Below are 13,411 nucleotides of genomic sequence, written 5' to 3'. Positions count from 1 at the left end.
GGGACAGCGTCATCAATCCACCAGGCCCGCGTAGACGTTCTGCACGTCATCGTCGTTCTCGATGCCGGCCAGGAAGTCCTGCACTTCCTCCTGCTGCTCAGCCGACAGGCTGGCCATGCTGACCGGCGTCTTGGCCTTGTAGCCCAGCTTGGCCGACAGCACCTTGAAGCCCTGGGCCGGCAGCGCCTTGCTCACGGTATCGAGGTCGGTGGGGTCGGTGATGAACAGCGTCGTGCCCTCTTCCTCGCCGGGCTCGAAATCCTGTGCACCGGCCTCGATGGCGGCCAGTTCGGCATCGGCGCCGCCTTCGGGCTCGCCTTCGATCATGCCCACATGGTCGAAGTCCCAGGCCACGGCCGTCATCTGGCCCTTGCGGAAACACACGCGCATGTTGGGCGCCGTGCGGTTCACGTTGTCGGTCAGGCACTCGATCATCACCGGCACGCGGTTGGGGCCGTAGCCTTCATAGACCACGCGCTCGTAGTTGACGGCATCGGCACCCACGCCCGAGCCCTTCTTGATGGCACGCTCGAGCGTGTCCTTGGGCATGGAGGCCTTGCGTGCGGCTTCCACCGCCATGCGCAGGCGCGAGTTGCCTGCCGGATCGGCGCCGGCGCGCGCCGCGACGATGATTTCCTTGACAAGCTTGCCAAACAGCTTTCCCTTGGCGTCGGCGACCAGCGCCTTGCCCTTTGCTTTCCATTGCGCGCCCATGGCTGCTTTTCCCTTGCGGATTCTCTGGTGGGTAGGAGGCGCCGCCGCCCGCCCCCGCAGGGACCCGGCCCGGCGCCGAAAGAGCGCTGTTTATACACCCGCGCAAGTGGCTGCGCGGGCTTTTTGCGCAGTGGTTGACAGGTCGCCGCAGGCTCTGGTGGCGTCGTGCATGATGCTGGCTTGTGCGAAGCCCCCTGCCTGCGCTGCACCGCCGCCGACGTCAACGGCGGTGCATCCGGCTTCCCGTCTTGTCCCCTCACCACAGGAGCATCGGCATGCCGCCATCCCTATCCGCCGCCCTCACCATCAGCACCCTGGGCCTGTCCGGCGCACTGTGGGCCGCCAGCCCCAACCTCTCCACAGAAATCGTCGCCGAAGGCCTGGAGCACCCCTGGGCCATGGCTTTCCTGCCGGATGGGCGCTACCTGGTGACCGAGCGGCCGGGCCGCATGCGCATCGTGCAGGGCGACGGAAGGCTGGGCGCTCCCCTGGCGGGCCTTCCGGCCGTGGAGGCCGCAGGCCAGGGCGGCCTGCTGGACGTGGTGCTGGACAGCGACTTCGCGCGCAACCGCCAGCTGTACTTCTGCTACTCCGAGCCCGGCAGCGGTGCCGACAGCGGCAAGAACAGCACGGCGCTGGCCAGCGCCCGGCTGTCCGACGATGCCAGCCGGCTGGAGCAGGTGAAAGTGCTGTTCTCGCAGCGCCCCAGGTACGCGAGCGCATTGCATTTCGGCTGCCGCATCGTGGAGCGCAGAGTGGACGGCAAGAGCGATGGCACGCTGTTCCTGGCGCTGGGCGAGCGCTCGCGCTACAAGGAAGAGGCCCAGAACCTGCAAAGCCACCTGGGCAAGATCGTGCGCATTGCCAAGGACGGCAGCGTACCCAGGGACAACCCCTTTGTCGGCCGCGCGGATGCCTGGCCCGAGATCTGGAGCTACGGCCACCGCAACGCCCAGGGCGCGGCGCTGGCGCCCGATGGCAGCCTGTGGATGCATGAGCACGGCCCGCAGGGCGGCGACGAGGTCAACAGGCCCGAGCCCGGCAAGAACTACGGCTGGCCCGTGATCACCTACGGCGAGAACTATGGCGGCGGCAAGATCGGCGCCGGCATCACGCGCAAGGAGGGCATGGAGCAGCCGCTGCACTACTGGGTGCCGTCGATCGCCCCCTCAGGCATGGCCTTTGTGACCAGTGACCGGTATGGGGCGCAATGGAAGGGATCGCTGGTCGTGGGCTCGCTCAAGTTCCAGCGGCTGGAGCGCCTGACGATCAGGTCCGGGAAGGTGACGGCCAGCGAGCAGGTGCTGCCGCGCCTGGGCCAGCGCGTGCGCGATGTGCGCCAGGGACCGGACGGATGGCTTTACCTGCTGACGGACGCCCAGGGCGGGCAGTTGCTGCGCGTCACCGCCACGCCCTGAGTCCCGTCACGCGCGGCGCCTCACTGCACGGTGATGCCGTTGGCCTTGACCACGGCATCCCAGCGCTTGCGCTCGGCGGCCACGAAGCCCGTGAAGGCGGCGGAGGAGCTGCCCACGGGCGTCAGGCCCAGTTTCTCCAGGCTGGCGCGCGTGGCCGGCAGGGCCAGGGCCTTTTGCACCAGGTCCTGCAGCTTCTGCACGGTCTCGGGCGCGGTGCCTGCGGGCAGGAAGAAGCCGTTCCACTCCGTCACCTCGAAGCCCTTGATGCCGCTTTCCGCCACCGTGGGCACGTCGGGCAGGTCCGGCATGCGCTTGGCCGAGGACACGGCCAGCGCCTTGAGCTTGCCGCCCTTGACATAGTTGATGCTGGAGGCCGCGTTGGCAAAGTACACATCGACCTGGCCGCCCATGACATCGACGATGGCGGGCGCCCCGCCCTTGTAGGGAACGTGGACGGCATCGAACTTGGCGTCTGCCTTGAGCAGTTCCGTCGCCATCTGGGCCAGGCTGCCCGGGCCGTAGGAGGCATAAGTGAGCCTGCCGGGCTTTTGCCGCGCGGCATTCATGAAGTCGGCCAGGCTGTTGTAGGGCGAGGATGGCGCGGCCACGAGAATGTTGGGCACGCTGATGGCCTGGGACACGGCAATGAAGTCCTTGGCCGGGTCATAGGGCAGCTTGCGCAACGCGGGGTTGATGGCGAAGGACGATGCGTCATACAGCACCGTATAGCCATCGGCCTTGGCACGCGCCACGAGGGCTGCACCAATGGCGCCGCTGGCGCCGGCCTTGTTGTCCACCACCACGGTCTGACCCGAGACCTCGCCCAGCGCCTTGGCGATGATGCGCGCCGCATTGTCCGCACCGCCGCCGGCCGAGAACGGCACGACGACCGTGATGGCCTGCGCGGCCGGATAGTCGGCCGCATGCAGCGTGCCCTGGAAAAGTCCCAGTCCCAGGCCCAGCCCCAAGGCCAGCACCGTCATGGCGGGCCGCAATGTCTTGATCTTCTTCACGTTTCTGTCTCCTGTTGCTCCATGGTGAAAACCTGGGCTGCGAGGCTTGCGTGCCCCGCGCCCTCAATCGAATCCGTACAGCTCGGCGGCGTTGTCCACCAGCACGCGGGCGCGCAGCGCCGCATCGGAAATCCAGCGTGACAACAAGGCCAGCAGCATCGGGGTCTGCGGCGGATGGGCAGCTTCGGTGACATGGGGCCAGTCGCTGCCCCAGACCAGGCGCTGCGGGGCCTCGGCCACCCAGGCCTGCGCCAGCGCGTCGCAATCGGCATAGCCTGCGGCCAAGCCCGCCCGGCTGTTCAGATACGGGCCCGAGAGCTTGATCCAGGCCCTGCCCTGCTGCACCAGCCCACGGACCACACCGAAGGCAGGCTGGTGCACGCCTGCGCCGTCAGTGCTGTCAGCCAGCCGCGCCATGTGGTCGAACACCAGGGTGCATGGCAGCCGCTGCAGCAGCGCCGCATGGGCCTCGATCTGGCTGGCCAGCCAGTGCAGTTGCACATGCCAGCCCAGCGCGGCAATGCGCTCGGCCAACGGCTCCAGCATGTCCAGCCGCACGGCTGCATCGTGCTCGGTGTGCAGCGAAAAGCGGATGCCGCGAATGCCGCCGTCATGCAGCGCCCGCAGCTGTGCGTCGGTGATATCGGGGTGCACCACGGCAATGCCGCGCGTGCTTGCTGCGCCCAGGGACTGGATGGCGTGCAGCGTGGCCCGGTTGTCCGTGCCATGCGCACGCGGCTGGACGATGACGGCCCGCTCAAGCCCCATGGCGCCGCGCAGCCGCGCATAGTCGGCAGCCGTGGCATGGGCGCGCATGGCCTGCGGAGCCTCGGCCCCAAAACGCGTATCAAAACGCGGATCGAAGACGTGCAGATGGGCGTCGCAGGCGCCAGCGGGCAGTGCCTGCATCAACAGCCCTCTTGTGCGGCGGCCTTCAGGGCCTCGGTATGCTGGCCTAGCGTGGGCGCGGCAAAGGCCGGCGGACCGGGCGTGCGGTCGAACTCCACGGCGCCGGCAAAGCCCCGGTAGCTGCCCAGGGTCGGGTGCTCGAAACGGGTGACCATGCCTTCGGCCTGCACCTGCGGGTCGTCGAACATGTCTTCCACCGTGCGGGCCGCCGCGCAGGGCACTTCCTCGCCGAACAAGGCCTCCCATTCCAGCGCGCTGCGCCCCGCCAACGCCTGGCGCAGCAGGGGCACCAGCACGTCGCGGTGCTGGGCGCGCTTGCGCACGGAGTCGTAGCGCTCGTCACCGGCCAGCTCGGGCAGCCCCAGCTTGCGGCACAGCGCCGCCCAGAAATGCGCGGTATTGGCCGAGATGTAGAGATAACCTTCGCGCGTCGGGTGGATGCCCGTGATGCCGCCGGAGCGCATGTCGCGCCCCACCTCGCGCGGCTCGCCCTCGGCCCAGACCATGCGTGCGGACTGCATGGTCAGCGCCGCGCGCAGCAGCGACACGCCCACATGCTGGCCCAGCCCGCTTTTCTCGCGCTCGTACAGCGCCGACGACACGCCGCCCGCCACCAGGGCCGAGGCGTAGTAGTCCACCACGGAGCCGTAGAGAATCTCGGGCGGCCCGCCTGCCTTGCCCTGCATGGCGCACATGCCGGTCATGGTCTGCAGCACCTGGTCGTAGCCCGCCTTGGCCTTGAGCGGCCCGCGGCTGCCATAGCCGGTGACGCTGCAATAGACGAGGCGTGGGTTGATGGCGGCCAGTTGCGCAAAACCGATGCCCAGCCGCTCGGGCACGCCGGGCCGGAAGTTGTGGACCAGCACATCGGCCTCGCGCACCAGGCGCAGCAGCACGGCGTGGTCGGCCTCGTCCTTCAGGTCCAGCACCATGCCCCACTTGCTGCGGTTCACGCCCAGGAAGGCGCGGCTTTCAGCCTCCAGCGTGGACGGGTACTTGCGCAGGTTGTCGCCCACGGGCGGCTCGACCTTGATCACCTCGGCGCCCTGGTCCGCCAGCAGCGAGCAGCCATAAGGCCCCGCGATATAGGCGCTCAGGTCCAGCACGCGCACGCCGCTGAGCGGGCCTTTCGGCCCCTGGCGTTCACCGGGCACAAAACTCATTCGTTTCTCCTGATAGGGAAGCGGGAAGGCCTGGGGCACCTCCCGCCAAAGGCCGGGTTCAATCGGCCTGGATATTGCGGTCCTTGGCGAGCTGCTTCCAGCGCGCCACGTCGCTGCGGATCACCTGTGCGAACTGCTGCGGCGTCACGGGGTTGGCAATGGCGCCTTCGCGCAGGAAGCTGGCCTGGATGGTCGGCTTGGCCAGCACCTGGTTCACGGCCTGGTTGAGGCGGTCCACGATGTCGGCGGGCGTGCCCGCAGGCGCCAGCAGCCCCCACCACAGATCGAATTCGTAGCCCGGGATGGCCGTTGCCATGGGCGTCAGGTCCGGCGCAATGGGGCTGGGCTTGAGGCTGGTGATGCCGATGGCGCGCAGCTTGCCGTTGCGCACCATGGGCAGGATGGACGGGCCGCTGGAGACCAGCATCTGCACCTGGTTGCCGATCACGTCGGTCACGGCCGGACCCTGGCCCTTGTAGGGCACATGCATGATGTCCATGCCCGGCACCATGGAGCGCATCATCTCGGTCGCGAAGTGGTTGATGCTGCCGGTGCCCGAGGTGGCGTAGTTGAACTGGCCCGGGCTGGCCTTGATGGCGCGCACCAGATCCTGCGGCGTCCTGGCCGGGAATTCGTTGTTCACGGCCACCACCAGCGGGCCCTTGGCAAACATGGCCACGGGCGCCAGGTCCTTGACGGGATCGAAGGGCATCTTGGCCTGCACCGCGGCATTCGTGGTCATGCTCGACGACACCGCCACCAGCGTGTAGCCGTCTGCCGCCGCCTTGGCCACCGAGGCCGTGCCGGTGTTGCCGCTGGCACCGGGCCGGTTGTCCACGATCACGGTCTGCTTGAGCAGATCGCCCATTTCCTTGGCCACCTGGCGTGCGAACACATCGTTGGAGCCTCCCGGCGGATAGGGAACCACCATGGTGATGGCCTTGGACGGGAAGGCGCCCTGCGCCATCAATCCCGGCGAAGCCAGCCCGGCCAGCGTGGCCACCGTTGCCGTGGCCGCCAGCGCCACCAGCCTGCGCCGCGTGCGGCAATGCGAAATGCTCATGTCTTTGTCTCCTGTCCTGTTTCTTGTCGTTGTGTTGCCCGGCATGCAGGACGCCGGTACACCGGAATGCCAGAACCCTATTCAGGCCACCAGCAGCCCCTGTGCATGCGCCGCAGCCACGATGGCCTGGGCACGCAGCACAAAGGGCTTGTCCACCATCTTTCCGTCCACCACATAGGCGCCCAGCGCATTGGCGTCAGCCTCGCGGGCCGCCTGGACCACCTTCAGCGAGTGGGAAATCTCCTGCTCGGTCGGCTGGTAGACCGCATTGGCCAGCGCGACCTGGCTGGGGTGTATGCACGTCTTGCCCAGAAAGCCCAGGCCGCGCGACAGCCGCGCCTCGGCGCTGAAGCCGTCGCTGTCGCGGATGTCGGCAAAGGCGCCGTCATAGGCATAGATGCCTGCCTCGGCAGCGGCCATGCGCACGGCAAGCAGCACCTGGGCAATGGCGGCGGGCTCGCGCCGGTTCACGCCAAAGGGCTCGAACAGGTCGCCCAGCCCCATCTGCAGGCCGGCCACGCTGGCGTGGGCGCCGGCCAGTTCGGCAGCGCAGCGCAGGGCGCGGGGTGTTTCGATGTTGAGCAGCAGGCCAGGCGCCTGGGGCACGCCGTTGGCATCTGCCGCATCGGCAATGCGCTGTGCGGCCTCGCGCACCTGCTGCACGGTCTCGGGCTTGGGCAGGTTGATGAGGTGCACGCCGTCGCGCACCATCTCGGCGATGTCGGCGCCGAAATGCGGCGTATCCATGGCGTTGACGCGCACGATCAGCGTCTTGCCATGGCCCCGGCTTTCAGGGCTGAGCAGGAAGCTGCGCAGCAGGCTGCGCGCCTCGTCCTTGCGCGCTTCGGCCACCGCGTCCTCCAGGTCGAAGGACAGCGCGTCGGCCTCGCCGGCCAGGGCCTTGGCGAACAGCTCGGGACGCGATGCGGGAACAAACAGTTTGCTTCTCATGGCCCGCATTGTGGGCGGCAGAAAGCCAAGAGAAACACAGGTAATATTTGTTCAAACCACACAAATTCTTTGTTTATGGAAACCAGCTACCTGCACAGCTTCCTGCTCGTGGTGGAGACCGGCTCCATGGCCGAGGCCGCGCGGCGCCTGGACATCACGGCCGCCGCCGTGGCCCAGCAGATCCGCATCCTGGAGCGCGAGTTCGACGCACCCCTGCTGGCCCGCGCAGGCCGCACCGTGCTGCCCACCCCGGCCGGCCACCGCCTGGCCCAATCCGCGCCGCAGTTGCTGCGCGAACTGGCCAATGCCAAGACCCATGTCAGCCAGGAAGGCACGGCCGGGGAACTGGTCATAGGCACCATCAACACGGCGCTGCACAGCCTGCTGCCCGACATCCTGGCCGGCTTCGTGAAGAAGTGCCCTGACGCCAAGGTGTTCCTGCGGTCGGCCACCACGCGCGAGCTGTACGAGGCCGTGCGGCAGGGCGAGCTGGATGCGGCGGTCTGCCTGCACCCCTCGTTCGCCCTGGCCAAGACCTTCGACTGGACACTGCTGCGCGAGGAGCCGCTGGTGCTGCTGGTGCCGCGCCAGCTGGCGCACCTGGACCCGCACACGCTGCTGCGCACCCAGCCGCTGATCCGCTATGACCGCAGCCTGGGCGGCGGCCAGATGGTGGAGCGCTACCTGCGCGCCGCGCAGATCGCTCCCCAGGAGCGCTTTGAACTGAGCTCGCTGGTGGCGATTGCCATGATGGTGGACAGGGGCCTGGGCGTCTCCCTGGTGCCCGACACAGCCCTGAACCTGCCCGATGGCCAGGGCGTGGTGCGGCTGGCCCTGCCCGAGGAATCGCAGTCGCGGCGCTTCGGTGTGATGTGGCTGCGCTCTTCGGCACGCCTGCCGCTGATCCACAAGCTGGTGGAATGCGCGCGCACCGTGGTCAGGCAGCGCGGCGGGCCTCGCGCTGCCGCACGCGCAGCAACCAGGTCACCCTAGTCCGCACCTTCAGGACTCCGCCACGGCCGCCGTGGCAACCAGGTCCTGGAACCTTCGCAGCACCGCAGACGCATCGCCCACGCGCGTGGCCAGATGCAGCGGAGCGGCCAGCCCCGGGCATTGCGACAGCGTGCGGTAGGCAATGCCGTCGCTGCGCAGGCGCTGCATGGAGGCAGGCACGATGGACAGCCCCAGCCCTGCCGAGACCAGGCTCAGCGTCGCCGTCATGCGCGGCGCCTCCTGCACCACGCGCGGGCTGAAACCGGCCTCCATGCAGGCCTTGAGAATGGCGTCGTACAGGCCCTGCCCTACCCTGCGCCGGTACAGCACGAAATCCTCCGAGGCGAGCTGCGGCAAAGGCACGGGCCGGCGCAATGGGCGTGCCAGCGCATGCCCTGCAGGCAGGGCCAGCAGCATGGGCTCCTCCAGAATCGGCACAGCCTGCAGCCCCTGGCTGCCATGCAGGGGCGAGCGCACAAAGGCCGCGTCCAGCCGCTCTTGCAGCAATGCATCCATGAGCTCGCCCGTGCCCGCCTCCTCCAGCGCCACGGCCACGCCGGGCACCTGCTGGCGGAACATGCGCAGCACGCCGGGCACAAAGGGATGCAGTGCGGCCGAGCTGGTGAAACCCACGGCCAGCCGGCCCGTCTCGCCGCGGGCGGCACGGCCCACCACTTCGGCCAGCCCATCGGAGCGGGCCAGCAGCGCCCTGGCCTCTTCCAGCAGCGCCAGCCCCGCCGCCGTGGGCCGCACGCCGCGCGGCAGGCGCTGCACCAGCTCCACGCCCAATTCGTGCTCCAGGCCCTGCAGCAACCGCGTCAGCGGCGGCTGCTGCATGCCCAGGCGCTCGGCCGCACGCGTGATGTGGCCTTCCTCGGCGATGGCGACAAAGGCGCGCAGTTGGCGAAGCTCGGGCACATCAATACTTTCAAGGTATGGGAAGGCTTCGATTGTGGCATTTGCAATCATGAATGGACGGATTTACGCTCGCGCCCCACAAACACACCTACCTGAAAGGCAACACGATGACCTGGTCCGCAAAGCAGTACACAACGTTCGAGCAGGAACGCACCCGCCCCGTGCGCGACCTGGTGGCCGCCATTCCCGATCTGCCTGGCCGCGCCGTGCGGCTGGCCGTGGACCTGGGCTGCGGCCCCGGCAACTCCACCGAGGTCCTGGCCCAGCGCTTCCCCGGGGCCACCATGACGGGACTGGACAATTCCGAGGACATGCTGGATGCCGCACGCAAGCGGCTGCCGGGCACGGCCTTCTGCCTGGCCGACATCGCCACCTGGCAGCCCGACCAGCCGCAGGACGTGATCCTGGCCAATGCCTCGCTGCAGTGGCTGCCCGATCACCAGCAGCTTTACCCGCGCCTCGTCAGCCACCTGGCCCCCGGTGGCAGCCTGGCCGTGCAGACGCCGGACAACCTGGAAGAACCGGCCCACCGGCTGGCACGCGAAGTGGCCGCCAGCGGCCCCTGGGCTGCCACGATTGGCGATGTGCGCCACCCCGCACGGCACAGCGCGGACTTCTACTACGCCCTGCTTCGCCCGCACTGCAGCAACGTCGATGTCTGGCGCACCACCTACTTCCACCCGCTGGCGCGCGGCCATGCCGCGGTGGTTGAGTGGTTCAAGGGATCGGCGCTGCGTCCCTTCGTCGCGCCGCTGGACGAGGAGCAAAAGGCCGGCTTCTACGCAGCGTATCTGCAGGCCATCTCCCAGGCCTACCCCGCGCTGGACGATGGCACGGTGCTGCTGCCCTTCCCCAGGCTGTTCATCGTGGCCAGCCGCTGAAGCAGCGCGCCTTCGGCCCTCAACGCGCCGGATGCGGCTCGATGAGATCCCACAGATTGCCGTAGAGGTCTTCGAACACGGCCACGGTGCCATGGGGCTTGCGCTGGGGATCCTGCACAAAGCGCACGCCGCGCGAGCGGTAGGCTTCGAAGTCGCGCAGGCAGTCGTCGGTCTGCAGGAACAGGAACACGCGCCCGCCGGTCTGGTTACCCACGCGCGCGGCCTGTTCCTCATTCGTGGCACGGGCCAGCAGCAGGCGCACACCGCCGCCACCGGGAGCCACGGTGACCCAGCGCTTGCCCTCGGACAGGGCGGTGTCCTCGATCAGCACGAAGCCCAGCGCGCCCACATAAAAGCGCAGCGCCTCGTCATAGTCGCGCACGGCGACGCTCACCTGTCCTATCACCTGGGGCATGGAATCCTTTGCAGCAATGGTGCGGTCCTCGGACCGCGGGCCCGCGAGGATAACGGAGCCCTGTCAATGCCCTGCCGCCCTGGGCCGTAAGCCCTGCAGCTGGCCCCACAATGGCGGCTTGCAATTGCCTCGTGAGGGACGGGAATCCATGCTGAATGCCTTGTGGCTGGGCTTTTTTCTGGTGGCGGCCGTGGCTGCGCTGGCGCAATGGCTGGTCGGCGGCCAGGCCGGGATTTTCTCGGCCATGGTGCAGGCGCTGTTTGCCATGGCCAGGCTGTCGGTCGAGGTCATGGTGCTGCTGTTCGGCACGCTGACGCTGTGGCTGGGCTTTCTGCGCATCGCAGAGAAGGCCGGCGTGGTGGAGTGGCTGGCGCGCGTGCTGGGCCCGTTGTTCGCCAGGCTCATGCCCGAGGTGCCGCGCGGCCATCCGGCCCTGGGCCTGATCACGCTGAACTTCGCGGCCAACGGGCTGGGACTGGACAACGCGGCCACGCCCATGGGCCTGAAGGCCATGCGCTCGCTGCAGGAGCTCAATCCCCGGCCCGACACCGCCACCAATGCGCAGATCCTGTTCCTGGTGCTCAATGCGTCGTCGCTGACCTTGCTGCCCGTGACCATCTTCATGTACCGCATGCAGCAGGGTGCGCCCGATCCCACCCTGGTCTTTCTACCGACCTTGCTGGCCACCTCGGCCTCGACCCTGGTCGGCCTGCTGGCCGTGGCCGTCGTGCAGAGGCTGCCGCTGTGGAGCCCCGTGGTGCTGGGCTACCTGCTGCCGCTGTGCCTGGCGCTGGCGGGCTTCATGGCCTTTCTGGCCACGCTGTCGGCGGCCGCGCTGGCGCAGCTGTCATCGCTGCTGGGCAACCTGACGCTGTTTGCCCTGATCGTGCTGTTCGTCACCCTGGGCGCCTGGCGCAAGGTCGCGGTCTACGACAGCTTCATCGAGGGCGCCAAGGAAGGCTTTGACGTGGCCAAGGGCCTGCTGCCCTACCTGGTGGCCATGCTCTGCGCCGTGGGCGTGTTCCGCGCATCGGGCGCGCTGGAGTATGCGCTGTCGGGCATACGCTGGGTGGTCGATGCCATGGGCATGGACGCCCGCTTCGTGGACGCCCTGCCCACGGCCCTGGTCAAACCCTTCTCGGGCAGCGCGGCGCGCGCCATGCTGATCGAGACCATGCAGACCCAGGGCGTGGACAGCTTCGCCGCCCTGGTGGCCGCCACCATCCAGGGCAGCACCGAAACCACTTTCTACGTCCTGGCCGTCTACTTCGGCGCCGTAGGCATACAGCGCGCCCGTCACGCCGTGCCCTGCGCCCTCATCGCCGAACTGGCCGGCGTGGTGGCGGCCATCGTGGTCTGCTACAAGTTCTTTGGCTGAAGGCACAAATGGGCGCTGCGCCTGAAGCCGACGCGGTCCAAGGCGAGGAAGACCGAGCAAGTGCCTACGCCGGCCGCCCCGCCGCGAGAGTGTCGCACCTCTCGGGAGAAGCCGCGCAGCGGCTCAGGGGGAACTAAAGTTCCGGCATGATCGCCTCGGCATAGTCATACAGCGCCCCCAGGATCTCCTCGCCGCGCTCGTCGGCAGTTTCCGATAGCTGATCGACCATGGCAAACATCTGCTCGGCCGTGCGTGCGCCGCCCTTGCCTTCGATCAGGCAGGCCGCGCAGTGCTGCAGCCAGCGCTGGCGCTCGGCCGGGTTCAGGCTGGCGGGGAAATTGCGGGCGCGGTAGCGGAACAGCAGCTCGGTCAGGCGTGCATCGTCGAAGCCCGTGCGGTCCAGCGCCAGCTCCTGCGCGGACAGGCTGCGCAGGTGGTTCAGGCGGCGCCGGTCCTCATTGCCCACGAAACCGCCGTACAGGTCCTGGTCGGCATCCAGCCCTTCCTGCGCAGGGCGCTGGTGAACGGCACGCCACAGCGCGCTCATGTCGGGCAGGTCCCGTGCAATGGCCGCATGGCCCATGCACTGCTCCACATCGATGCCCCATTGCGCGGCCATGGCCGGGCTCAGCGTCTTGAGGCTGCCGACCACCATGGGCGACTTGTTGACGTGGATGCTCTTGATGGGCAGGCGCTGCATGCCTTCGGGCAGGTCGGCCGCGCGCGAGAACAGGCGCAGGCGCAGCGTGTCCACGTCGATGGAGGCCAGCTCGGACGGGTCCTGCGCCAGATCCCAGCAGATGATCTCGTTCTTGTTGGTGGGGTGCGTGGCCAGCGGCCACATGACGGCGATGCAGCCGCGCTCGGGCCGGATCATGCCGCTGACGTGCAGAAAGGGCCTGGCATGCGCCGGCTCGGCCGGCAGGCCCATTTCCTGCAGCACACGGTCCTTCTTGTGCAGCGAGAAGGCGAAGTCGAACAATCTGGGCTGGACCTTGCGGATCAATCGGGCCAGCCCGATGGTGGCACGCACGTCGGACAGGGCGTCGTGCGCCTTCTCGTGCAGCAGGCCGTTGGCGCGGGCCAGGTCCTCGAGCTTGAAGCTTGGAGATCCATCCTCCTTTTTCGGCCAGACAATGCCTTCGGGGCGCAGCGCATAGACCATGCGCACCACGTCGAGCAGGTCCCAGCGCCCGCAGCCGTTTTGCCATTCGCGCGCATAGGGGTCGATGAGGTTGCGCCAGAACATGAAGCGCGTGATCTCGTCGTCAAAACGGATGGTGTTGTAGCCCACGCCCACGGTGCCGGCCTGGGCCAGTTCCGCCTCGATGCGGGCGGCGAACTGGGCCTCGGGCATGCCCTGCTCCAGGCATTGCTGGGGCGTGATGCCGGTGATCAGGCAGGACTGCGGATCGGGCAGGTAGTCGCCTGCCGGCTGGCAATACCACATGACGGGCTCGCCGATTTCATTGAGTTCCGCATCCGTGCGGATGCCCGCGAATTGCGCGGGCCGGTCATAGCGCGGCTGGGCGCCGAAGGTCTCGTAGTCGTGCCAGAAGAAGGTATGGGCCATCGGGCGAGTATGCCTGCGAAAA

The 13,411-nt window shown here is 68.2% G+C and carries 13 protein-coding genes; 4 read left to right on the top strand and 9 right to left on the bottom strand.

All coding sequences use genetic code 11. The annotated features are described in order from the left end of the window. Positions 1-12 precede the first annotated feature (12 nt). Complete coding sequence (locus HFGMBDPB_RS15235) at positions 13-714, bottom strand: YebC/PmpR family DNA-binding transcriptional regulator (protein ID WP_016446881.1); 702 nt, start codon at positions 712-714, stop codon at positions 13-15. Positions 715-989: 275 nt separating this feature from the next. Here HFGMBDPB_RS15235 and HFGMBDPB_RS15230 point away from each other — a divergent pair, with 275 nt between their 5' ends. Continuing rightward, positions 990-2,132, top strand: a complete 1,143-nt coding sequence (locus HFGMBDPB_RS15230) for a PQQ-dependent sugar dehydrogenase (RefSeq protein ID WP_212645680.1) — start codon at positions 990-992, stop codon at positions 2,130-2,132. A gap of 20 nt (positions 2,133-2,152) precedes the next feature. On the opposite strand, the gene HFGMBDPB_RS15225 is transcribed toward HFGMBDPB_RS15230, so the two are convergent. The 5 genes from HFGMBDPB_RS15225 to HFGMBDPB_RS15205 form a co-directional block, all read right to left on the bottom strand. Beyond that, positions 2,153-3,145 (bottom strand): tripartite tricarboxylate transporter substrate binding protein, encoded by a 993-nt coding sequence (locus HFGMBDPB_RS15225; RefSeq protein ID WP_016446879.1) that lies wholly within the window; start codon positions 3,143-3,145, stop codon positions 2,153-2,155. A 63-nt stretch (positions 3,146-3,208) separates the two neighbouring features. Next, complete coding sequence (locus HFGMBDPB_RS15220) at positions 3,209-4,054, bottom strand: amidohydrolase family protein (protein WP_212645679.1); 846 nt, start codon at positions 4,052-4,054, stop codon at positions 3,209-3,211. Further along, entirely contained in the window at positions 4,054-5,217 is a 1,164-nt protein-coding gene (locus HFGMBDPB_RS15215) for a CoA transferase (protein WP_212645678.1), read from the bottom strand. Before HFGMBDPB_RS15215 ends, HFGMBDPB_RS15220 begins: the two co-directional genes overlap by 1 nt. 58 nt (positions 5,218-5,275) lie before the next feature. Continuing rightward, entirely contained in the window at positions 5,276-6,280 is a 1,005-nt protein-coding gene (locus tag HFGMBDPB_RS15210; RefSeq protein WP_074923376.1) for a tripartite tricarboxylate transporter substrate binding protein, read from the bottom strand. 81 nt (positions 6,281-6,361) lie between these two features. Then, the gene (locus HFGMBDPB_RS15205) at positions 6,362-7,231 is read right to left on the bottom strand and encodes an HpcH/HpaI aldolase/citrate lyase family protein (protein ID WP_016446875.1); all 870 of its coding nucleotides are present in this window, start codon (positions 7,229-7,231) and stop codon (positions 6,362-6,364) included. A 75-nt stretch (positions 7,232-7,306) separates the two neighbouring features. On the opposite strand from HFGMBDPB_RS15205, the gene HFGMBDPB_RS15200 reads away from it, so the two are divergent. After that, a complete protein-coding gene (locus tag HFGMBDPB_RS15200) occupies positions 7,307-8,224 on the top strand; it encodes a LysR family transcriptional regulator (RefSeq protein ID WP_016446874.1) in 918 nt (305 codons plus the stop codon). 9 nt (positions 8,225-8,233) lie between these two features. Here the strand turns inward: HFGMBDPB_RS15200 and HFGMBDPB_RS15195 are convergent, their stop codons facing one another. Next, positions 8,234-9,142, bottom strand: coding sequence for a LysR family transcriptional regulator (locus HFGMBDPB_RS15195; protein WP_212645677.1), 909 nt, complete (start codon positions 9,140-9,142; stop codon positions 8,234-8,236). A gap of 107 nt (positions 9,143-9,249) precedes the next feature. Between HFGMBDPB_RS15195 and tam the strand changes: the two genes are divergently transcribed. Further along, positions 9,250-10,023, top strand: coding sequence for a trans-aconitate 2-methyltransferase (tam, locus tag HFGMBDPB_RS15190; protein ID WP_189354041.1), 774 nt, complete (start codon positions 9,250-9,252; stop codon positions 10,021-10,023). A 19-nt stretch (positions 10,024-10,042) separates the two neighbouring features. On the opposite strand, the gene HFGMBDPB_RS15185 is transcribed toward tam, so the two are convergent. Beyond that, positions 10,043-10,438 carry a VOC family protein gene (locus tag HFGMBDPB_RS15185; protein WP_013802649.1) on the bottom strand — a complete coding sequence of 132 codons (396 nt, stop codon included), beginning with the start codon at positions 10,436-10,438 and terminating at the stop codon, positions 10,043-10,045. 148 nt (positions 10,439-10,586) lie between these two features. Between HFGMBDPB_RS15185 and HFGMBDPB_RS15180 the strand changes: the two genes are divergently transcribed. Beyond that, a complete protein-coding gene (locus HFGMBDPB_RS15180) occupies positions 10,587-11,816 on the top strand; it encodes a spore maturation protein (RefSeq protein ID WP_212645676.1) in 1,230 nt (409 codons plus the stop codon). A 133-nt stretch (positions 11,817-11,949) separates the two neighbouring features. Here the strand turns inward: HFGMBDPB_RS15180 and sbcB are convergent, their stop codons facing one another. After that, positions 11,950-13,389: an exodeoxyribonuclease I gene (sbcB, locus tag HFGMBDPB_RS15175; protein WP_017404791.1), complete on the bottom strand. Its 1,440-nt coding sequence runs from the start codon at positions 13,387-13,389 to the stop codon at positions 11,950-11,952. Positions 13,390-13,411: the final 22 nt, after the last annotated feature.

Origin of the sequence: Delftia sp. PE138, from assembly GCF_018320755.1 — a bacterium.
Classification (GTDB): domain Bacteria; phylum Pseudomonadota; class Gammaproteobacteria; order Burkholderiales; family Burkholderiaceae_C; genus Comamonas; species Comamonas tsuruhatensis.
Note: the sequence above shows the minus strand (reverse complement) of the source record. Positions and strands in the feature narration are given on the sequence as shown.